Origin of the sequence: Geomonas paludis (genome assembly GCF_014193585.1) — a bacterium.
GTDB classification, from domain to species: domain Bacteria; phylum Desulfobacterota; class Desulfuromonadia; order Geobacterales; family Geobacteraceae; genus Geomonas; species Geomonas paludis.
In genome coordinates, this window is record NZ_BLXY01000002.1 from 815999 (window position 1) to 837715 (window position 21717).

Sequence of the window (21717 nt, forward strand, 5' to 3'; positions counted from 1 at the left end):
TTGAACCTTGAACGTTGAACGGCCGTTCTTACTTCAGCCTCAGTATCTTCTCCAGGCTCTCCTGGAGGAGCTTCTTCTTGTTGCCGAAGTCGGCGATCTTCTCGCGCTCTTTTTCGACGACGTCGGCGGGGGCGCGCTCGATGAAGCTCGGGTTCTCAAGCTTCTTGGAGAGGAACTCGATGTCCTTCTCGATCTTGGCGATCTCCTTGTTGAGACGCTTCTCTTCTTCCTCGACGTTCACCAGCCCCTTGAGCGGCACGATGATCTCCACGTCGCCGGCCACCTGCAAGGAGGCCTCGGCGGGACGCTCGATCCCCTGGCCGATGGCGAGGTCGGAGAGACGGGCCAGGCTCATCACATAGACTTCGTTCTTCTTGAGCAGCTTGAGGCTCGCCTCCGACTTGCAGTCGAGGATGGCGGCGATCTGCTTGCTGGGGGCCACTTCCATCTCGCCCCTGATGTTCCTGATCCCCTTGATCACTTCCATGACCAGCTCCATCTCAGCGGCGGCGGAGGCGTAGTCCGCCCACTCCGCGCACGGGGTCGGGAAGTCGGAGATCATGATGGAATCGGCGGCGCCGTTTCTCTTGGGCAGGGCCTGCCAGATCTCCTCGGTGATGAAGGGCATGAACGGATGCAAGAGGCGCAAGAGGTTCTCCAGCACCAGCCAGAGCACGTACTTGGCCGCGGCCTGGCGCTCGGCGTCACCCTTGTAGAGATCGTCCTTGGCGAGCTCGATGTACCAGTCGCAGAACTCGCTCCAGGTGAAGCGGTACAGCTCGCTGGCCGCCTCGTTGAAGCGGAACCCGGTAAGGGCGGAATCGACCGAGGTGGCGGCCTCGTTCAGACGGTACAGGATCCAGCGGTCGGCGTTGGAAAGCTTGAGCGACGCGACGTCGACCTGGTCCGGGTCGAAGCCTTCCAGGTTCATCATGGCGAAGCGGGAGGCGTTCCAGATCTTGTTGGCGAAGTTGCGGTAACCGGCGATCCTCTCCTCGGCGAGTTTGATGTCGCGCCCCTGCGCCGCGAAGGCGGCCAGGGTGAAGCGGAAGGCGTCGGTGCCGTAGGCGTCGATCACGGTGAGCGGATCGATGACGTTCCCCTTGGACTTGGACATCTTCTGCCCCTGGGCGTCGCGCACCAGGGCGTGGATGTAGACGTCGGTGAAGGGGACCTCGTCCATGAAGTGCAGCCCCATCATCATCATGCGGGCCACCCAGAAGAAGAGGATGTCGAAGCCGGTGACCAGGCAGGAGGTCGGGTAGAAGGCGGACAACTCCGGGGTCTTCTCCGGCCACCCCATGGTGGAGAAGGGCCACAGGGCCGAGGAGAACCAGGTGTCCAGCACGTCGGTTTCCTGGCGGATCTCGTCGGAGCCGCACTGGCTGCACGCGGTCGGATCTTCCTTGGCCACGGTGATGTGGCCGCAGTGGTCGCAGTACCAGGCGGGAATGCGGTGACCCCACCAGATCTGGCGCGAGATGCACCAGTCGCGGATGTTCTCCATCCAGTCGTAGTAGGTGTTTTCCCACTGCTGCGGCACGATCTTGGTGCGCCCGTCCTTGACGGCGCCGAGGGCGCGCTCGGCCAGCGGCCCCACCTTCACGTACCACTGCAGGGACATGTAGGGCTCGACCACGGTCTTGCAGCGGTAGCAGCCGCCGACGGAAAGGGCGTGATCCTGGATTTTCTCCAGGAGCCCGGCCGCCTCGAGGTCGGCCACCACCTGCTTCCTGGCGGCGAAGCGGTCCATCCCCTCGTACTGCTTGCCGGCGGCGTTGACCACGCCGGACTCGTCGAACACGTTGATGCGGTCCAGGTTGTGCCGCAGGCCCATCTCGAAGTCGTTGAAGTCGTGCGCCGGGGTGATCTTCACCACGCCGGTACCGAACTCGCGGTCGACGTAGTCGTCGCCGATGACGGGGATCTCACGGTTCACCAGCGGGAGCAGCACCTTCTTGCCGATCAGGTGGCTGTAGCGCTCATCCTCGGGGTGCACGGCCACCGCGGTGTCGCCCAGCATGGTCTCGGGACGGGTGGTGGCGACCACCACGTACTCGTCGCTCCCGACTACCGGGTAGCGCAGGTGCCAGAGGTTCCCCGCCTTGTCCTCGTGCTCGACCTCGATATCGGAGAGCGCGGTGTGGCAGCGCGGGCACCAGTTGATCAGGCGGTTGTCGCGGTAGATGAGCTTCTCTTCGTACAGGCGCACGAACACCTCGCGCACCGCCTTGGAGAGACCGGCGTCCATGGTGAAGCGCTCGCGCTCCCAGTCGCAGGAGGCGCCGAGCCTTTTGAGCTGGCCGATGATCTGCCCGCCGGACTCGCCCTTCCACTGCCAGACCCGCTCGATGAAGGCGTCGCGGCCCAGTTCGAAGCGATCCTTGCCTTCCGCGGCCAGTTGGCGCTCGACCACGTTCTGGGTCGCGATACCCGCGTGGTCGGTGCCCGGCATCCAGAGCACGTTGTAGCCGCTCATCCGCTTCCAGCGGCACAGGATGTCCTGCAGGGTATTGTTCAGGGCGTGACCCATGTGCAGCACGCCGGTGATGTTCGGGGGGGGGATGACGATGGAGTAGCCCGGTTTGTCGGAGGGGACGGCGGCGTGAAAGTAGCCCTTCCCTTCCCACTCCTGGTACCACTTCTGCTCAACGCTCTTCGGCTCGTAAACCTTTTCCAGCTCTTTGTTTGCCATCTAATCTACCTCATAAGAAAAATGCTTTAGCAGGGGGTGCCCTGCACAGCTTGAAAGTTTCGTAAGCGCCTGCGCGGCAGCCCACCCAGGTACCCTCTCCCCCCGGGAGAGGGTGGCCGAAGGCCGGGTGAGGGAGACGCCACCGCAGGGACATCGCCTGTTGCAACGCCCTCACCCCGACCCTCTCCCAGGGGGAGAGGGAGGTCAGGGCGTCAGGGGGAGTCTCCAAGTATGAAAAAAGGGGATCGTGAAATCCCCTGTTTCATAAGCGGATGGGAGGGACGTCCGCGTTAGCCGCGTACGCCGCTCTTCAGTTTCCTGATCTCTTCCTTGATAATGACCTCGGCCAGGTCCGGCACCACTTCCCAGACGATTCGCTCGATCACCTCGCGCGACACCTTGGAGAGGGCAGCCACCAGCTGGTCTTCGGTAAGTTCGGGGACGGCAACCGGCTGCGCTGCGGGTGCTGCCGGTGCCGCGGCAGGTGCCGCCTGAACCGGTGCGGCCGCTGCAGGCGCAACGGGAGCAACGGGAGCAACGGGAGCAACGGGAGCAGCGGGAGCAGCGGGCGCAACAGGTGCCGCCGGCGCTACGGCCTCAGGCGCGGGCTCCTCCACGTCGAACTCGAACGGCTCATACTCGGGCACGCCGAACGCCTCCGCCTCGGCCTGGGTCTCGGCCTGCGCGGGCACCACTACTGCGGCAGCCTCGGGCTCCTCGCCGAAGGCGAAGAACTCTTCTTCGCTGACGGTGAGCGAGGAATCCACCGCCGGCTCTTCCAGTTCCAGGGCGGGGCCGGTCTCTTCAATCTCTTCCGACTCGTCGAAGCTGAAAACTTCCTCCGCCTCAAACTCGGTCTCGAAGGCGCCTTCCGGCTCCACGACGCCGAACAGCTCGGACGGCGCCTCTGCAGCGGCGGGCGTCTCCTCCTCGAGCTCGAAGGCGCCCCAAAGGTCGTCCTCCATGCTCGCCTCGACCGGTTCCACCTGCGCCGCCGGTGCGGCAGCGACTGGCTGCGCCGGGGCTGCCGGGGCTTCCCAGACCGGCTCCTGTGCAGCGGCAGGCTCTTCCCAGGCGGGCTCGGTCTCCATGCCCACGCTCTCCCAGATGTCCTCCGCGGCGGGTGCCGGGGGTGCTGCGGGTGCTGCGGCGGCCGGCGCTGCCGCGGCCGGGGCCATGGCATCGAGCGAGGAGAGGTCACCCCAGATCTCTTCGGCGGCGGGCGCAGCGGCTGCGGGCTGAGCCACCGGGGGAGCGGTCTTGCGGGTCTTGCCCAGCTCCAGCATCTCCTTGACCCGGTCGATCAACTGCTGCGATTCGAACGGTTTGGAAATGGTGGCGTCGGCGCCGCATTCGCGCGCCTTCTCCTCGTCCAGCGGCTCGAAGGCGCCGATCAGGAGGATGATGGGAACCGCGCCCAGCACGGGGTCGCGGCGGATCTCGGCGCACACCTCGTAGCCGGTCTTGCCGGGCATCAGCGCGTCGACCAGCATCACGTCGGGCTTGGTCTCCCGCGCCTTGTCAAGGGCAGCAGTACCGTTGTCGACAACGGTCAGTTCAAACTCCTCGTTGGCGAAGATGATCGCCACGACCTTCTGAATGGTGATGCTGTCATCGGCGAGGAGCAGTCTATTGCCCATCTATCCCCCCTCTACTTAGGAAGCTTTCTGCAGGAGTTGTGTTGCCACGACAAATTCGAGTCGTCCGGCTGATACAGAGAGGATCCGGGAAAAGGCTCACAGGATTTCTCGCATATTGGACAGACAGAAATGACGGTTGGTAATAAGGCGCAAATACAACCAGTATGACACTAAAAATGGTAAAAAAAGCTAGCATAAAGGGCGTAGGGTGTCAAGGTTTTTGCCCTTTCTTATTAATCACTCGTCATTGAAACGTGCCATGTCCCCGAACTCGACGGGAATACCGAAGATCTGCGCGGCAAGCGTGGAGATATCGCCGCGCAACTTGTTGATCTCGTGGACCTTTTTGTACTCCAGGCGCGACGTGAGCAGGATGACGAAGGTATCGGTGGCCGGGTCGATCCAGATCGACGTCCCGGAGTACCCGGTGTGGCCGAAGGAGACCCGGGAGAAGCCCTGTCCCCGGGGCGCCGAGAAGGGAGAGGAGATGTCCCAGCCCAGCCCCCTGACCACGGTCCCGCCGCGGGAGAAGTAGGGTGCGGTCATCTGCTCCACCGTGCGCTTGGCGAGCACGCGTCTCCCGTCCAGCATGCCGCCCGCGAGCATCATGCGGCAGAAGCGGGACAGGTCCCGGGCGGTGGCGAAGAGACCGGCGTGCCCGGCTACGCCCCCCAACTGGCGGCAGAGGTAGTCCTGGGGCTCTCCGAAGAGGACGCGGTCGTCGCTGATGGTCCCGGAGCAGCGCGCAGCCTCCTTGGGGTGAAACGCGGTGTCGGTCATGCCCAGCGGGCGGTAGAAGGAGACCTGCGCGTAGAGGTCGAGCGGAGCGCCGGTGGCGCGGCGCACCAGCTCGGCGAGCAGGATGAAGTTCAAGTCGGCATAGCGGAAGCGGCTCCCCACCTCGCCCTTGAGCTTCTGGGCGGCGGCGCCCTCGATGGCGCTCTGCATGGGATTGGCGCTGGCAAGCGGGACGTCGTCCAGCCCCGAGGTGTGGGTAAGCAGGTTCATCACCAGGATGGCGTCCTTCCCCTTTCCCGCCAGTTCCGGGAACCACTTGGTGACCGGGTCGAGCAGCGAGATCCTCCCCTCTTCCGCCAGTTTCAGGATGGAGGGGGTCGTCGCGATGACCTTGGTCAGCGAGGCGACGTCGAAGATGGTGTCGGTGACCATGGGAGGTGCGTCGGGAAACGGGGAGATGCGTCCGTAGGCCTTCTCGAAGAGGACCTTGTCGCGGTTGCCGATGAGGACGACCCCGCCGGCGATGAGGTTGCGTGCCATGGCCTCGTTCATCAGGGAGTCGATGCGGGGCTGGTCGGCGGCGCGGGCTGCGGTGGCGAGCAGGATGACCAGCATGCAGCCGCAGATACTGCTCAACAGGGGGCGCAAGCGCACCCTAAAATACGTGTTCAATCTCAAAGTGACTCTCTCGGTCCTTGCTGGCTACTGCCCTGTTTAGTTCATCCTGAAACTGACCGACTTGAGGACCTTCCCCTCGCTGTCCACCGCGTCGCAACGCCAGTCCCCGGAGAGGCCTTTTTCCACCACCTTGCGGCTGTAGGTGCGCCAGTGCGCTCCCTTCACCGGCAGTTCGTACTCCGCCACCGCCTCGTCGTTCAGGTACCAGATCTGCTTGATGGTGGTGTCGGTGTCTTCCGGCGCCGAGAACCTGGTGAAGCAGTACAGGGCCTTGACCGAGGTGGACGAGATGCGGCGCACCGAGTCGATCGGGTTTCCCTTGACGATCTTGGTGGTGACCGCCATCTCCGTGATTTTCAGGTCGCCCGCCCACGATTGGCTCCAGCCGGCGAGGGTTAACAGTACAGCGGTTGCGGTCGAAACAATCGTGGTACGGCTCATTGTGCCTCCAGCAGCGTTTGCGGAGAGTGGGATAACCGGCTTGCAGCCGGCGCCGCCCCGGGCGGGAAGCGGCAGCGTTGGGCGCCTGATCAGGTCCTGTAGTCGCCGTTGATGCGGACGTAGTCGTAGGTGAGGTCGCTGGTGTACACCACCGCCTCGCCGCCGCCGATCTTGAGATCGATGGTGACCTTGAATTCTTTTTGCTGCAGCACGCGGGTGCCTGCCGCCTCGGCGTCGCCGCCGGCAAAGATGCCGCCGGTGGCCATGACCACGTCGTCGAACAGGATCTCTACCCGCTCCTGCTCCACCTGGGCGCCGGAGTACCCGACGGCCGCGATGATCCTGCCCCAGTTGGCGTCCTGTCCGAAGAAGGCGGTCTTCACCAGCATCGAGTTGGCGACGGCAAGCGCGGCCTTCTTGGCGTCCGCCTGGGTCGCGCCCCCTTTCACCCTGATCTCGACGAACTTGGTCGCCCCCTCGCCGTCCTTCACGATCAGCTTGGCAAGGGAGAGGAGCAGGTCGTGCAACAGCGCGGCGAAGGCGGTCCCCTCCGGGGTCCCCCCCTTGATGACCGGGTTGCCCGCGGCGCCGTTGGCGAAGATGAGCGCCGTGTCGTTGGTGGAGGTGTCGTTGTCCACGGTGATGGCGTTGAAGGAGCCGTCCACCGCCTGGGTGAAGGCGCTTTTCAGGAACGCGCCGTCGACCGCGGCGTCGGTCACCAGGAACGAGAGCATGGTGGCCATGTTGGGATGAATCATCCCCGCGCCCTTGGCGACGCCCCAGATGCTGTAGGGTTTGCCGCCGGCCTCGCCGCTTCTGCGCTCGATCTTCTCGAAGGTGTCCGTGGTCATGATGGCCTTGGCCACGTCGTCCAGCGTGCCGTGGTCGAGCCCGTCCACGAGCGGCTGGATCCCCTTTCTGAAGCGCTCCATGGGGAGGGCCTGGCCGATGACGCCGGTCGAGGCGATCAGGAGCTCCTCGTCGGACAGCCCCAGCGCCTCGGCGGTTCTCCTGCCGCACTCGAGGGCGTCGGTCATCCCCTGTGCGCCGGTGCAGGCGTTGGCGTTACCGCTGTTGACCAGGAGCGCGCGGCAGTTGCCGCTTTCCGAGCGCTGCCGCGAGATGATAACAGGGGCTGCCTGCACCTTGTTGGTGGTATAGACCGCCGCCACCTGGGCGGGGAAATCGGAGAATATCAGCGCCAGGTCGAGCCGGCCCGGCTTCTTGATCGCCGCCTCGACGGCGGAAAAGCGAAAACCTTTCATAGAACCTCCAGAAACGGTTCAACGTTCAACGTTCAATGTTCAATAGAGCTGGTTGCCTGAGGCCGGCGGACCGGTACGGCTACCTGTCAACATCCGTTCGACGTTCAACGTTCAATGTTCAATAGTGCTAGTTGCCTGCGGCCGACGAATCGGTACGGCTACCGGTAACGGTGGGCCCTTACCTTCACGCTCAATGTTCTATCAGGCTGCACCTGCGAAACTGTGCGGGGACAAGTCACCACGCCAGTTATATCGCAGATGTGCGGTCCTTTAACGTCGAACGTTGAACGTTGAACGGCTTCTTACTTGCCGCAGCACTTCTTGTACTTCTTGCCGCTGCCGCAGGGGCAGGGCTCGTTGCGGCCGGCATTCCTCGCGCTCTTGGCGGTGCCGCCCTTGCCGGGCGCCTCTTCTTCCTCTTCCTCGACCAGGTTGAAGACCATCTTCTGCGGCTTGGGCTGCTCCAGCTCGTACTGCTCCAGATCCTCTTCGGTGCCGACCTGCACCCAGAAGATCTTCTCCACCACTTCCTGGCGGATCCTGTTCATCATGTCCATGAACAGCTGGTACGCCTCGCGCTTGTACTCCTGCTTCGGATCCTTCTGGCCGTAGCCGCGCAGGCCGATCCCTTCCTTCAGGTGGTCGATGGAGAGAAGGTGGTCCTTCCACTGGGTGTCGATGACCTGGAGCATGATCACCTTGATCAGGTGGTCCATGAGCTCGTCGCCGAACTCGGTGACCTTCTGGTTGAAACGATCGCGGCTGCCGCTTCTCAGCGTCTCCTCGAAGTTGACCGGGGTGATGCGGTCGAAAAGCTCCGGGGTGAGGTCGAGGTTGAAGCCGAACAGCCGGAACACCGTGTCGGTGATCCCCTGCCAGTCCCACTCGCGCGCCGGGGTGCGGTCTATGACGAAGGCCTGGACCACGTCGGTCACGGTCTCGTCCAGCATGCCCACGAAGCTCTTCCGGATCTCGTTGCCGGCGAGGATCTCCTTTCTCTGGGTGTAGATCACCTCGCGCTGCTTGTTCATGACGTCGTCGTACTCGATCAGGTGCTTCCTGATCTCGAAGTTGTGCGCCTCGACCTTCTTCTGGGCGTTCTCGATGGCCCTGGTGATCAGCCCGTGGGTGATCGCCTCGCCCTCCTCGATGCCCAGCTTGTCCATGATCATGGAGACGCGCTCGGAACCGAAGATGCGCAAGAGGTCGTCCTCCAGCGAGAGGTAGAAGCGCGAGGAGCCCGGGTCGCCCTGACGGCCGGAACGGCCGCGCAACTGGTTGTCGATACGGCGCGACTCGTGGCGCTCGGTGCCCAGGATGTGCAGGCCGCCCAGGGCCACCACCTCGTCATGCTCGGCGGCGCAGGTGGGCTTGTACTTGTCGACGATGGCGTCGAACTGCTTCTTGAACACGGGGAGCACCAGCCCCTGCAGCTCCTCGAAATCGATCTCCTCGTGGGCGTCCAGGTAGCCGGCAACGGCCGCGCTGCAGCCGGGGTAGTCACGCTCCAGCGCCTGCAAAAGCTCCTTCTCGGACTGGCCGTTGGCCTGCGCCTCGACGTAGGCCTGCACGAACGCCTCCGCCTTGGAGTCCGGCGTGCCGCCGTACTCCTGGCGCGCCAGGCCGTCGGGGTTGCCGCCCAGGAGGATGTCGGTACCACGGCCCGCCATGTTGGTGGCGATGGTGACCATCCCCTTGCGGCCGGCCTGGGCCACGATCTCCGCCTCGCGCTCGTGCTGCTTCGCGTTGAGGACGAAGTGCGGGATTGCCTCGCGCTTCATGAGCTCGGCCAACTGCTCGGACTTCTCGATGGAGATGGTGCCGACCAGGATCGGCTGCCCCTTTTCGTGCAGCTCCTTGATCTCGGCGATGACCGCGTTGAACTTCTCACGCTCGGTCTTGTAGATGACGTCCGGGAAGTCCGGGCGCAAAAGCGGACGGTTGGTCGGGATGACCACGACGTCCAGCTTGTAGATCTTGTGGAATTCCTCCGCTTCGGTGTCGGCGGTACCGGTCATGCCCGACAGCTTCTCGTACATGCGGAAGTAGTTCTGGAAGGTGATGGTGGCGAGGGTCTGGTTCTCGTTCTCGATCTTCGCCCCTTCCTTGGCCTCGATGGCCTGGTGCAGGCCGTCGGACCAGCGGCGCCCCGGCATGAGACGGCCGGTGAACTCGTCGACGATGAGGACCTCGTTGTCGCGCACCACGTAGTCCACGTCGCGCTTGAACAGGGCGTGTGCCCTGAGCGCCTGCTGGGTGTGGTGCAGGATCTCCATGTTGCGCGGATCGTACAGGTTGTCGATCTTCAGGAGCTTCTCGACCTTGAGCACCCCTTCCTCGGTGAGGGTGGCGCTCTTCGCCTTCTCGTCCACGGTGAAGTCGCCGGTGTAGGTCTTTCTCTTGCCGGAGAGGGTGTTGGCCTCGACCTCGATCACCTCCCCCTTCTTGAGCATGGGGATGATGCGGTCGATGATGTAGTACTTGTCCGTGGAGTCCTCGGTGGGACCGGAGATGATGAGCGGGGTCCTCGCCTCGTCGATGAGGATGGAGTCGACCTCGTCCACGACGGCGAAGTTGAAGGGACGCTGGACGTAGTCGGCCAGGTCGAACTTCATGTTGTCGCGCAGGTAGTCGAAGCCGAACTCGTTGTTGGTGCCGTAGGTGACGTCGGCGGCGTAGGCCTCGCGGCGCTCCCAGTCCTCCAGACCGTGCACGATGACCCCGACGGAGAGCCCCAGGAACTTGTGGATGCGCCCCATCCAGTCGGCGTCACGCTTGGCCAGGTAGTCGTTGACCGTGACCACGTGCACGCCCTTGCCGGAGATGCCGTTCAAATAGGACGGGAGGGTTGCCACCAGGGTCTTGCCCTCGCCGGTCTTCATCTCGGCGATCTTGCCGGAGTGGAGCACCATGCCGCCGATCAGCTGCACGTCGAAGTGGCGCATGCCGAGCACGCGCTTGCCCGCCTCGCGGCAGACGGCGAACGCCTCGGGGAGCATGGAGTCCAGGCTCTCCCCCTTGGCATAGCGCTCTTTGAACTGGGCGGTCTTGCCGCGCAGCTCGTCGTCGGAGAGCTTGACCATCTCGGGTTCCAGCTGGTTGATGCGCTCCACGATAGGCCAAAGACGCTTCAGTTCCCGCTCGTTCTTGCTCCCGACAAACTTCTTTATAAGCGCGCCAAACATCTATGAAATCTCCTTAGCAGTGAAAACAGGATAAAAAAAACAGTGTACGCTACCATAAAAGTGAGAAACCCTCAACTGAAAAGGCGCCTGCTATGAAGGGCTTCCGGGCTTTGAGGAATGGGTACTACCGGTGCAGCGATTACTGTAGGGGCGAATAATTATTCGCCCTGATTGTTGCAATCGATGCGGCGCATCTCTATAATGAGCCCGCCAAAAAGGAGCCTGTGTACGTGGAAACGACCCCATTCAACGAAGAACTTCTGGACAGCCACCTGCTGGTGGACGTCCGTTCCCCCCTGGAATACCAAGAGGACCATATCCCCGGCGCCATCAACGTCCCGCTTTTGGACAACGAGGAAAGGGTGGAGATCGGCATCCTGCACAAGGAGGCCGGCCCCTACGCCGCGCGCCGGCGCGGCCTGGAAATGACCGCGCACCGCTTCCCGGAGATGGTGCGCCAGATAGCCGACGCTGCCTGCGGCCGCCCCATCCTGGTCTACTGCTGGCGCGGCGGACTGCGCAGCAAGACGGTCACCTCGATACTCGACCTGGCCGGGCTGAAGGCGGTGCAGCTGATCGGCGGCTACAAGAGCTACCGGCACGTGGTCGGCGGCTACTTCAACCCCTTCCTCCCCAAGACGCCGCTCATCGTGCTGCACGGCATGACCGGCATCGGCAAGACCACGCTGTTGCAGCGCCTTGAGGCACGGGGCAACTCGGTGCTCGACCTGGAAGGGCTCGCCTGTCACCGCGGTTCCGCCTTCGGACAACTCGGCCTGAACCAGGACCTCACCCAGAAGCGCTTCGAATCACTGTTGTGGGACGCCATTCGCAAGGCGCCGGCAGGACAGCCGCTCATCCTCGAAGGGGAAAGCGAGCGCATCGGCCGCGTGTCGCTGCCGGGGGATTTCTACCAGAAGATGGCGCAGGGAATCCGGGTCTGGTGCCACGCCAGTCTCGAGACCCGGGTGGCCAGGCTGATCGAGGAGTACGGCCTTCCCGAGTACAAGGAGGAGATGGCGGTGGCGCTGCAGCGCATCAGGAAGAAGCTGGGCGGCAAGCGCTGCGACGAACTGGCCGAAAACCTGGAGCGCTGGGAGATGGAAGAGTTCATGAAGGGGCTGGTCTGCGACTACTACGACAAGGTCTACTATAAGAACCGGACCTGGGAAGCGGACTACCAGCTGGACATGGAGGATTTCGACCGGGCCGCCGAGGAGTTGGAACGTTTCCTTGCGTCCGCCTGTAGGGGTGAATAAACATTCGCCCCGGTGGCACCGGCGCCTCGTGCGCCGACCGCGGATGAAGGTGCACCGGCGGTTGGGCGAATAATTATTCGCCCCTACAGCCAGTCTCATCCCCCTAGCCCCTAGCCCCTGCCTTTTTCACCCTATACTTCACCACCAGCTCCACCGGGTGGTAGGACAGCTTCGCCTGCCTAAGCGACTCCTCGCCCAAGTCCTGCTCGCGGTTGAGATAGGTGCAATCGGTGAACAAAAGCCGGGAGAACTCCCGGTCCAAAAGCTGGTACAGCCCCTCCATGAAGAGATCCCCCTTCTCGAAGTGACACACCGCCGTCTCCCGGTTCAGCCTCTCCCCCAGCGCAAAGCCGCGCACCGCACCATCCACCAGGATCACCACCCCGGAAAGCCCCAGCTCGCGGTGCAGCCTGAGCGCCTCCGCCGCGCCCTCGATCTCCCCCTGCACCGAGCCCCCCTGCCCCGTCCCCCGCGGCACGATCTCGGTCCTGACCCGGCCCCACTCCCCTAACAGCGCCAGCGCCCCCGCGAGGTGCCCGTCATTGAGGATCTCCACCTGGTGCCGGTGGCGATTGAGAAAGTAGTTCACCCGGTTCTTCTTCTTGTGGTACTGCTTCCCGCTTAACTGCGCCATCTCATCCTTCAGGTGCAGGTAGTCGAAATTGTTGCGGTCCGCCAGCGCCTCCAGCCCCTCCCCCCCGTCCAGGTGGCGCTCCAGGAAGCCGTCGTCGGCGCCGTACAGGGTGAGCCCCTGGTCCAAAAGCTCCCGCGTCGCCGCGGCGATGTCGCCGCCAAAGGGAGGCAGGAAATAGGTGGAGCCGTCGTAGCCGCGCCCCAGGGCCAGCACCGCGTCCCCCAACAGCGTCAGCCGGTACTCGTGCACCTTGCGGAACAGGTACAGGTTCGCGAAGGTCAGCTCCGAAACCCGAGGCTGCAACTCGGCGAAAAGCCTGTCCAACAGCGGCTTGTCCTGCAGGTCGATGGCGCGGCTTTGTGGGTAACGCGGAATCTCCATGACTCTCTCCCGGGAAAAATCTGTCACAGTATACTCATTTTTTTGCAGAATTGCGAAAAAAGGCTGGCATTTCTCGCACCGTATACGGTAGTATCGCGCTTACTCTACCCGTAGTATTTGCAAAAAGCTGTTTGGCTGACGCAAAGCCAGTAATCTAAAGCAAAATGCAGCGCCGCCGCGTGCACGGAGTCACGACAATGGCGGCGAAAAGAAACGGATTTTTCCGGGGGCGCAGTGCAGAGATATCTCTTCAATGTCATAAAGAACCTGAAGCTGCGCTGGAAGATGGTGGTCCTGGTGCTCCCCCTGGTGATCATCCCGATTTTCCTGGTGGGTGGCATCATCGGCTACATCTCCACCAAGCAGGCCTACCTCGGCATCACCCAGACCAGCAAGGACGACCTGCAGCACATGGCCTCGTTCACGGTCGACCTTCTCAACTCCCACTACCAGCAGTTCCAGGTCTACAAGCAGGACAAGGAAAAGACCTTCCACGAAGAACTTAAGACGGTGAGCGAGCTGGCCTATAACGTGGTCAAGAGCCAGCACAACCTGCAGAAGTCCGGGCGCATGGACCTGGCCACGGCGATGCACGAGGCCAGAAACGCCCTTTTGAAGGTGAACGTCGGCAAGACCGGCTACATCTACGCCATGAACAGCCGCGGCGACCTGAAGGTCCACGTGGCCCAGGAAGGCGCCAACGTCTCCGACAGCCGGGACGAGACCGGCCGCTACTTCATCAAGGAGATGATCGAGAAGGCGCACCGCGCCAAGCCCGGCGAGGTGCTCTACATCGTCTATCCCTGGAAGAACGCGGCACTGGGCGACAAATCGCTCAGGAAGAAGGTGGTCGCCTACCGCTACTTCAAGGAGTGGGACTGGATCATCGCCGCCGGCGGCTACCTCGAGGAGACCTACGAGGACTTGGCCTTCGAGCGCCGCTCCTTCGAGGCACTCAAGGAGAAGATCAAGAGCAAGAAGGTGGGCAAGACCGGCTACATCTACGCCATGGACAGCTCCGGCAACTTCATGATCCATCCCACCGGCGAGGGGCGGAACTTCCTCAACGCCCAGGACTTCAACGGCCAGCACTTCATCAAGGAGATGTGCGAGCGCAAAAACGGCTGGATCCGCTACCCCTGGAAGAACAAGGGTGAAGAGGCGCCGCGCATGAAGATCGTGCGCTACGAGTACTTCGAGCCCTGGAACTGGATCGTGGCCGTCGGCTCCTACGAGGAGGAATTCTACCAGGAGGCCAACGCCATCAAGGGGCGCATCCTGGAGAGCATGGTGGTGCTCACCATCCTGATCTCGGTGCTGTCGGTGTTCATGGTGCTGCTCGCCTCGCGCGTCATGACCGAGCCCATCAGCCGCATGATCGAGGTGATCCGCAAGGTCAAGCAGGGAAGGCTGGACGAGACCATGCCGGTGGAGAGCGAGGACGAGTTGGGCGAGCTCGCCCACGCCTTCAACCGGATGACCAGGATCATCAAGCACAACAAGGAACTCGAGGCCAATCTCGCCCAGCAGGGGAAGATGGCCTCGCTGGGGGTGCTCTCCTCGGGGGTGGCCCACGAGATCAACAACCCGCTGGGGGTCATCCTGGGGTACGCGGCCTACATCGAGAAGAAGCTCACCCCGGAGGACCCCAACTACAAGTTCATCCACGAGATCAAGCGGGAGAGCAAGCGCTGCAAGAAGATCGTGCAGGATCTCCTCTCCTACGCCCGGACCCCGCAGCCGGTCCTGGAGGAGACGGACATCAACGACCTTTTGGAACAGATCGTCGACTTCGCCGCCAACCACACCGACATGCACCACGTCACCGTGAAGAAGAGCTTCGACCGCACCCTGCCGCCCATCATGGTGGACGGCGACCAGCTGCGCCAGGTGGCCATCAACCTGATCCTCAACGCGGGCGCGGCCATGCAGAAGGGGGGCGAGCTGGTGGTGAGCACGGAGCCCGGGGGCGAGGAGTGGGTGAGCCTCAAGTTCCGCGACAACGGCGCCGGCATATCGCCGGAGCACATGGAGCGCATCTTCGAGCCCTTCTTCACCACCAAGGTGAAGGGGACCGGCCTCGGGCTTGCCATCACCAGGCAGATCGTGGAGCAGCACCACGGCAAGATCGGCATCGAGAGCGAGATGGGCGTGGGAACCACGGTCGAGGTGCGCCTCCCCCTGCAAAGGGAAGAATACTGCTAACAATGACCGCCAAGCGCGGCTGACGGAGTAGGTCCATGACCAAGAAACGGGTGATGTTGGTAGACAACGAGGAGGGGCTGTGCCGGATGATGGAGGCGGTCCTGTCGGATAACGGTTACGCCGTATCCGCGTTCACCAGGAGCTTCGAGGCCGCCGAGAGCTTCCAGGCCGGGCAGTGGGACCTGCTGGTCACCGACATCAAGATGCCGGGCATGGACGGGCTGGAGCTTTTGCAGAAGGTGAAGCAGAAGGATCCCGCCATACCGGTAATCATGGTGACCGCCTACGCCACCGTGGAGATGTCCATCCAGGCCCTCAGAAAGGGGGCCTACGACATGCTCACCAAGCCCTTCGAACCCGAGGAGCTTTTGTACCGGGTCAAGAACGCGCTGCAGCACACCCGCCTCATGGAGGAGAACCGCGAGCTGCGCGAGGAACTGGTGGGGCGCTTCAACTTCGGCAACATCATCGGGGCCTCCACGGCGCTGAAAGAGGTGCTGGAGCGGGTGGAGAAGCTCGCCGTGCGCGACACCTCGGTGCTCATCACCGGCGAGTCCGGCACCGGCAAGGAGTTGATCGCCCAGGCCGTGCACTACAACTCCCCCAGGAAGGAGAAGAAGTTCGTCGCCATCAACTGCGGCGCCCTTCCCGCCTCGCTTCTGGAGAGCGAGCTGTTCGGCTACAAGAAGGGAGCCTTCACCGGCGCCACCGAGAACCGGCGCGGCCTCCTGGAAACCGCCGACGGGGGGACACTGTTCCTGGACGAGGTGGGCAACCTCCCCATGACCGTGCAGAAGACGCTCTTGCGCTTTCTCCAGGAGCAGGAGTTCAACCGGCTGGGCGACCCGACCCCGACCAAGGTCGACGTCCGCATCCTCTCGGCCACCAACGCCGACATGAAGCAGGCGGTCAAGGCCGGGGAGTTCCGCGAGGACCTCTACTACCGGCTCAACGTGGTCAACATCCACCTCCCCCCGCTGCGCCAGCGCAGAGACGACATCGCCCTTTTGGCGGCGCACTTCATCTCGCTGCAAAACGCCAAGTTCGGCACCCAGATCAAGGGGCTCAGCCACGACGCCATGGAGGCCGCTGTCGACTTCGCCTGGCCGGGCAACATCCGCCAGCTCAAGAACGTGATCGAGGCCTGCATCGCCATGGAGAGCAGCGACTACATCACCCTGCCGGTCTTGTCCCAGTTCATCGAGGTGGTCCCCACCGACAGCGCCGGCGAGGCCATCGCCGAGGAAGGCGAATACTCCAAGGCGCTGATGCGCTTCGAGACCGAGTACCTGAGGGGACTTTTGCGCAAGAACCAGGGCAACGTCGAGGCGGCCGCCAAGGAAGCCGGCACCAACATGGCCACCATCTACCGCAAGATCAAGAAGTACGGCATCCGCAAGGACGAGTACAACAGCTGAGGCCGCGAAAAAAAGGGGGCGGACGCTTTTGCAGCATTGCAAAAAGTGGCGCCGCCCCAGTTGCAGGCTTGCAAAGCCGGGTTCCCCACCCACCCCCAGCCGTACAAACTCCCGTTTTCACGCCACTTTAAGACAATCCAACGCAATCGGCGCCCGCCGCCAAAGGTTAACTCCCGCTTGGTCCCCCTTTAATCTTTCTTCGCGATTTTGCGAAAGCCCCCTTGCCGCCTCCTGCCCGCCCTTCTCCCCTGCCGGCACAAACACATGAAATCAGGTGGCTTTACGACACCAGCCCCGGTAAACGGCAAATTGGTACGGCAGTTGCTAATACTGTCTACGTCACCCTTTCTTTACGTTGTAAAAAGGTATGAGGTCCTATGCAGGAAGCAACGGTCTGCCCCTTCTTCGGCAAAAATGATGATTACTGCGACGTGGGTTGCGGCTACATCTCGCCGCACGACGTGAAGCAGATCATCACCTTCTGCAGTTGCCGGTACCGGGAGTGCCTCAAATACCAGGAGCTGTCCGACCGTATGCCGGTGGGACAACTCGATTCCAACCTCTGCCTGGTGTAGCCGACGGGTGAAGCCGGGCGGGGGCGAATCAACAGCAGCTCTGTACTACTAATGGAAAAGGAGAACGGCGATGAGTGAGAAAGAACTTGAACTGCTCTCGAGGCTTGAGGAGTTGGAGCGGCATACCTGGCGCAACTCAGCGATCCTGCGCGCCGTCGCCATGGTAGCCTTTACCGCCATGATCGGCATCGTGATCGCCTCCGGCGTGGTTGGCGGCGGGCGCGGCAGCCACTGGTCCGGGCCGGCCTGGAACACTATGTGGCTCTATGGCCTCTTCGCCGCCAACGCGGTCTCCATGTTCTGGACTACCCACAAGGAATAACGCGCCTGGCGCCGATTGGGAGGAACGTCACATGCCGATGAAACTGTCAAACGTGATTCTTCTTTTGGTCGTCGTCGTCCTCTGCGCGACCTTTTCCCTGAGAATCTTCCAGGGGCTCGACGAGATGATGGGGGACCAGTACTGGGTGGTGGACACCACGCAGGGCGACCATGGCTGGTACGGCATGGGGCTTCTCCCCCACGTGAAAAAGGTGCCCAAGGAAGTGGTGCAGGCGGTCAACACCGACCCCGACAACGACGACAAGTACATCATCTACGCCCAGAACGGGGACTTCGCCGGCAACTCGGTGTACGGCATCTGCCTGGGCATCCCGCTCATCATGTACCTGATCTGGTTCGCCTTCATCCTCGGCTTCCCGGACCGGATCGACCCGTACCTTTTGCCGCGGCGCATCTTCACCCTCACCGTGATCATCATGTGCTCGGTGATCGTGAACCTGTTCCTGATGCGCATCGCCGCCGACTTTGCCCGGGATCCCATGTCCCGCATCGCCAACGTGGCCGGCAACCACGCCTCGCTTCTGTTCCACAACGCGGGGATCTGGTTCGCCATCCTCTTCTCGGCGCTGGGGACGCCGAACCACTCCATGCGCGAGACCGCGGCCCCCGACAGCCGCAACTGGCAGACCCAGGCCAACGAGAAGTTCAACTGGATGTTCGTGCTGCTGTTCGCGGTCACCATCCTCGAGGTGGCCCTGGTCAAGAACAAGCTGGCCCTTCCCGATGCGGCCGTCGACTACTCGGTCTGGATCATCCTGGTGGTGATCTTCATGCGCATGTTCGGCTTCTCGCCCAAGTACTGGGTCAAACGGGGACGCGGCATCGCCATCATGTTTGCCGGGACCCTGATCACCCTACCCGTCTTCTACCTCCTGGAGCGGGCCACCGGGACCCTCGGCGCCGGCTTCGCCTCCCCGATCCTCTCCAAGGCCCTGGGGCCGGAGAACGCCAACATCGGGCTCTCCCTGATGATTTCCATCTATCTCATCTTCTGGATGGAGTTCGCAGCGGCGATCCGAATGAACGGACCTTCGCACCGACTGACAACTGAAAAACAAGTATAGTTCCTTTCCAGAATCCATCTGTATCAAAAGGGGAAGCCAGCAATGGCTTCCCCTTTGTTTGGAACCTTTTCCGGCGAAATACTTGGAAACTCAAACGTTGTCACATCAAATTTCCATTTACTCATGACCCATTCATGCAAAGCCTGTCAGCATACCTTCTGCCATTTCCACTCAAAGCTAAAACAATCGCCGCACATTGGCACTTCCAGTCATTAGCTGGCATGTGACGGCTTCACAAAGCTGCCCTGACCCGTGAAAGCCAGTCCCAAGCCTGCAGCCAGCCACCAAGACCAGCCCGTTCGTCACGGGATAGTGCGCCTGCGGGCTCACCGGCACGCGAAATTGAGTAACAGAATTGTTTGACACAATAATGCGACAGCGTTTGAGCAAGTCGCAAAACAACCGCACAAAATCCGCCCAAACGCTCCCTTCCGCGACACCAGCCAACAATAATAAAAAATAATTTACCGTGCACTTTTCTTTTTTACCGTGTAATTTACAATATTTGCAGCCAACCAGATCGTAAAACAAGGCGCGTTTCGGACGCCAATTTATTTAGAACGCTGTTTATTTTTATTGTACATTTGAAAATCATGTGGTACAACAAACTCACGTATACGGAAAATGCGCCGGAGGGCGGAAGCAGACCAAAGAGCCAGATCCGGGCATCCGACCGATTCAACTCCGCAAAAACAGTAACTTGCAAAGCAGCGGTCCAAACAGAACGCTTTAACCATTTTCAGCAAAACAGCACCGACGATTTTAGAAACAAAATTTAGAGATCAGGAAAGGGGGATTTATCGGTAACTGAAACCAGAGGGGCGGGACGCCGCCGCAACGCATCTTACTGAGAAAGGAGTGACAACCATGGCAGAAAAACAGTACGACTGGAAAGCAATCGCAAAAAATCCCAAGTTCGTGGAGCTACATCACAAGAAGACGGCCTTCCTTTTCGGGTGGTGGATTTTCTCCTGTGTGTACTATTTCCTGCTCCCCATCGGGGCGGCCTACACACCGGGAATCTTCAAGGTCAAAATCATTGGCGTGGTCAATTTCGGGTACATCTTCGCACTCTCCCAGTTCTTCGTCTCCTGGGGGATTGCACTCTACTACTCCCACGTTGCCAACAAGGACTTTGACCGGTTGACCAGGGAACTGATCGACGAATTACATCTCTAGGAAAGGAGGACAGGACATGACCATCAAGAAGATATTCATAGCAGCCAGCTTGGCCCTCTCGGTCGCCGCAGCCGCCTATGCCGAAGAGGCGAAGGCCCCGGCAGCCGGCGCAGCCCCGGCGATGAGCGCACCCGCAGCACAGGGAGCGCCCGCCGCGACAGCAGCAGCCCCCGCGCCCAACGCAGCCGCTTCCGTGGCCACCCCTGCCCCTGCCGCCCCGGCACCGGCCAAGAAGGAACTGAAGACCAACAAGACCATCACCATCGGGATGTTCATGATCATCATCGCCGTCACCATGGGCGTCGTGGTCTGGGCAGCCAAGCAGACCAAGTCGGCAGCGGACTTCTACGCGGCGGGCGGCGGCATCACCGGCACCCAGAACGGCTGGGCCATCGCCGGCGACTACATGTCGGCAGCATCCTTCCTGGGTATTTCCGGCCTCATCTCGCTCTACGGCTATGACGGGTTCATGTACTCGGTCGGCTGGCTGGTGGCGTACATCACCGTGCTTCTGATCGTGGCGGAACCGTGCCGCAACGCGGGCAAGTACACCCTGGGGGACATCCTCTCCTTCAGGACCTCGCCCAAACCGGTACGCGCCTTCGCCGCCCTCTCCACCGTCGCTGTCTCCACCTTCTACCTCACCGCCCAGATGGTCGGTGCAGGCAAGCTCATGGCACTTCTGATCGGCATCCCCTACAAGATGTCCATCATCGGCGTCGGCGTCCTCATGGTCGGCTACGTCGTCTTCGGCGGCATGGTCGCCACCACCTGGGTACAGATCATCAAGGCGGGCCTGCTCATGTCGGGCGCCTTCCTGCTCTCCTTCCTGGTCATGATCAAGGCCGGCTTCAACCCGATCGGCTTCTTCTCTACCATCGTGAGCAGCCCCGAGATCCAGGACCACGTTTCCAAGCTGGTGCTCAAAGATGGCGTCATCCTCTCCGGCGTCGACGCCGGCCAGCGCTTCCTCGAGCCCGGCCTGTACCTGAAGAACCCGCTGGACCAGATCTCCCTGGGCATGGCCCTCGTGCTCGGCACCGCCGGCATGCCGCACATCCTGATGCGCTTCTTCACCGTGCCGACCGCCCAGGCCGCACGTAAGTCCGTCATCATCGCCATGTTCATCATCGGCGGCTTCTACGTACTGACCACCCTGCTCGGCTTCGGCGCCGCTATCCACCTGACCCCGCAGGGGATCACCTCGGTCGACCCGGGCGGCAACATGGCTACCCTGATGCTGGCACAGCAGATGGGCGCAGACATCGCACCGATCATCGGCGACCTCTTCCTCGCCTTCCTGTGCGCCGTCGCCTTCGCTACCATCCTCGCCGTCGTCTCCGGCCTGGTACTGGCAGCCTCCGCGGCCATCGCACACGACATCTACGTAAACGTGATCAAGGACGGCCACGCCGACCAGCACGAGCAGGTCTTCGCAGCCCGCGCCACCTCCTTCGTGGTAGGCGCCTGCGGTATCATGATCGGCCTCGCCGCCGAGAAGCAGAACGTTGCCCACCTGGTGGCGCTGGCCTTCGCGGTCGCCGCTTCCGGCAACCTCCCGGTCGTCGTGCTCTCCCTCTTCTGGAGGAAGTTCAACACCGCCGGCGTCATCTCCGGCCTGCTGGTAGGCACCATCGCTTCCATCGGCCTGGTGATGGTATCCCCGAACATGACCTACCCGAAAGTGGTCGCCGAAGGCGGCAAGAAGGTCATCGCAGCCATGGAGAAGAAGCAGGCGGCCCTGCCGGCCGGCCAGAGCCTCTCCGAGAAGGATGCCAAGGCGCTTGCCAAGGCCAAGGTTGACGCACAGCAGACCGGCACCTCCATGGTAGGTCTGGAGAAGCCGCTCTTCACCCTGAAGAACCCGGGCCTCATCTCCATCCCGCTGGGCTTCATGGCCGCCATCCTGGGCGCCCTGGCCTTCCCGAACAGGCGCTCCGAGGAGATGTTCGACGAGGTCTACGTCCGCCAGAACACCGGTTTGGGTATGGCCAAGGCAGTCGAGCACTAGTACCCGG

The 21717-nt window shown here is 62.1% G+C and carries 15 protein-coding genes; 8 read left to right on the forward strand and 7 right to left on the reverse strand.

The features are described from left to right. Positions 1-28: 28 nt before the first annotated feature. The 6 genes from H7687_RS09125 to secA all read right to left on the reverse strand — a co-directional run bounded on the left by H7687_RS09125 (position 29) and on the right by secA (position 10642). Positions 29-2695: a valine--tRNA ligase gene (locus H7687_RS09125; RefSeq protein WP_183346737.1), complete on the reverse strand. Its 2667-nt coding sequence runs from the start codon at positions 2693-2695 to the stop codon at positions 29-31. 290 nt (positions 2696-2985) lie between these two features. Further along, on the reverse strand, positions 2986-4335 hold the full coding sequence (locus tag H7687_RS09130) for a response regulator (protein WP_183346738.1): 1350 nt from the start codon (positions 4333-4335) through the stop codon (positions 2986-2988). Positions 4336-4572: 237 nt separating this feature from the next. After that, positions 4573-5688 (reverse strand): serine hydrolase domain-containing protein, encoded by a 1116-nt coding sequence (locus H7687_RS09135; protein WP_183346925.1) that lies wholly within the window; start codon positions 5686-5688, stop codon positions 4573-4575. A gap of 99 nt (positions 5689-5787) precedes the next feature. After that, positions 5788-6192: a DUF2914 domain-containing protein gene (locus H7687_RS09140; protein ID WP_183346739.1), complete on the reverse strand. Its 405-nt coding sequence runs from the start codon at positions 6190-6192 to the stop codon at positions 5788-5790. Positions 6193-6281: 89 nt separating this feature from the next. Continuing rightward, on the reverse strand, positions 6282-7457 hold the full coding sequence (gene argJ, locus H7687_RS09145) for a bifunctional glutamate N-acetyltransferase/amino-acid acetyltransferase ArgJ (RefSeq protein ID WP_183346740.1): 1176 nt from the start codon (positions 7455-7457) through the stop codon (positions 6282-6284). 302 nt (positions 7458-7759) lie between these two features. Next, the gene (gene secA / locus H7687_RS09150) at positions 7760-10642 is read right to left on the reverse strand and encodes a preprotein translocase subunit SecA (protein WP_183346741.1); all 2883 of its coding nucleotides are present in this window, start codon (positions 10640-10642) and stop codon (positions 7760-7762) included. Positions 10643-10872: 230 nt separating this feature from the next. Here secA and mnmH point away from each other — a divergent pair, with 230 nt between their 5' ends. Further along, a complete protein-coding gene (gene mnmH / locus H7687_RS09155) occupies positions 10873-11901 on the forward strand; it encodes a tRNA 2-selenouridine(34) synthase MnmH (protein WP_183346742.1) in 1029 nt (342 codons plus the stop codon). Positions 11902-12004: 103 nt separating this feature from the next. Here the strand turns inward: mnmH and H7687_RS09160 are convergent, their stop codons facing one another. Further along, positions 12005-12916, reverse strand: a complete 912-nt coding sequence (locus H7687_RS09160; RefSeq protein WP_183346743.1) for a DUF2156 domain-containing protein — start codon at positions 12914-12916, stop codon at positions 12005-12007. A gap of 234 nt (positions 12917-13150) precedes the next feature. Here H7687_RS09160 and H7687_RS09165 point away from each other — a divergent pair, with 234 nt between their 5' ends. The 7 genes from H7687_RS09165 (at position 13151) to H7687_RS09195 (ending at position 21710) form a co-directional block, all read left to right on the forward strand. Further along, complete coding sequence (locus tag H7687_RS09165; protein ID WP_183346744.1) at positions 13151-15121, forward strand: cache domain-containing protein; 1971 nt, start codon at positions 13151-13153, stop codon at positions 15119-15121. Between the two features lie 35 nt (positions 15122-15156). Further along, complete coding sequence (locus tag H7687_RS09170) at positions 15157-16539, forward strand: sigma-54-dependent transcriptional regulator (protein WP_183346745.1); 1383 nt, start codon at positions 15157-15159, stop codon at positions 16537-16539. A gap of 377 nt (positions 16540-16916) precedes the next feature. Further along, complete coding sequence (locus H7687_RS09175) at positions 16917-17114, forward strand: hypothetical protein (protein ID WP_183346746.1); 198 nt, start codon at positions 16917-16919, stop codon at positions 17112-17114. Positions 17115-17184: 70 nt separating this feature from the next. Beyond that, a complete protein-coding gene (locus H7687_RS09180; protein WP_012529954.1) occupies positions 17185-17436 on the forward strand; it encodes a hypothetical protein in 252 nt (83 codons plus the stop codon). Between the two features lie 31 nt (positions 17437-17467). Continuing rightward, positions 17468-18520, forward strand: coding sequence for a hypothetical protein (locus H7687_RS09185; RefSeq protein ID WP_183346747.1), 1053 nt, complete (start codon positions 17468-17470; stop codon positions 18518-18520). Positions 18521-19387: 867 nt separating this feature from the next. Further along, positions 19388-19699: a DUF485 domain-containing protein gene (locus H7687_RS09190; RefSeq protein ID WP_183346748.1), complete on the forward strand. Its 312-nt coding sequence runs from the start codon at positions 19388-19390 to the stop codon at positions 19697-19699. Between the two features lie 16 nt (positions 19700-19715). Further along, positions 19716-21710, forward strand: coding sequence for a solute symporter family protein (locus H7687_RS09195; protein WP_183346749.1), 1995 nt, complete (start codon positions 19716-19718; stop codon positions 21708-21710). Positions 21711-21717 lie beyond the last annotated feature (7 nt).

Bases quoted from the DNA above. Each gene is read 5' to 3' on its own strand.
- H7687_RS09160 (WP_183346743.1), bottom strand. From the start codon at position 12,916: ATGGAGATTCCGCGTTACCCACAAAGCCGCGCCATCGACCTGCAGGAC.
- H7687_RS09180 (WP_012529954.1), top strand. From the start codon at position 17,185: ATGAGTGAGAAAGAACTTGAACTGCTCTCGAGGCTTGAGGAGTTGGAG.
- H7687_RS09175 (WP_183346746.1), top strand. From the start codon at position 16,917: ATGCAGGAAGCAACGGTCTGCCCCTTCTTCGGCAAAAATGATGATTAC.
- argJ (WP_183346740.1), bottom strand. From the start codon at position 7,457: ATGAAAGGTTTTCGCTTTTCCGCCGTCGAGGCGGCGATCAAGAAGCCG.
- H7687_RS09135 (WP_183346925.1), bottom strand. From the start codon at position 5,688: ATGCTGGTCATCCTGCTCGCCACCGCAGCCCGCGCCGCCGACCAGCCC.
- H7687_RS09130 (WP_183346738.1), bottom strand. From the start codon at position 4,335: ATGGGCAATAGACTGCTCCTCGCCGATGACAGCATCACCATTCAGAAG.
- H7687_RS09170 (WP_183346745.1), top strand. From the start codon at position 15,157: ATGACCAAGAAACGGGTGATGTTGGTAGACAACGAGGAGGGGCTGTGC.
- H7687_RS09185 (WP_183346747.1), top strand. From the start codon at position 17,468: ATGCCGATGAAACTGTCAAACGTGATTCTTCTTTTGGTCGTCGTCGTC.
- H7687_RS09195 (WP_183346749.1), top strand. From the start codon at position 19,716: ATGACCATCAAGAAGATATTCATAGCAGCCAGCTTGGCCCTCTCGGTC.
- H7687_RS09125 (WP_183346737.1), bottom strand. From the start codon at position 2,695: ATGGCAAACAAAGAGCTGGAAAAGGTTTACGAGCCGAAGAGCGTTGAG.
- H7687_RS09190 (WP_183346748.1), top strand. From the start codon at position 19,388: ATGGCAGAAAAACAGTACGACTGGAAAGCAATCGCAAAAAATCCCAAG.
- H7687_RS09140 (WP_183346739.1), bottom strand. From the start codon at position 6,192: ATGAGCCGTACCACGATTGTTTCGACCGCAACCGCTGTACTGTTAACC.
- secA (WP_183346741.1), bottom strand. From the start codon at position 10,642: ATGTTTGGCGCGCTTATAAAGAAGTTTGTCGGGAGCAAGAACGAGCGG.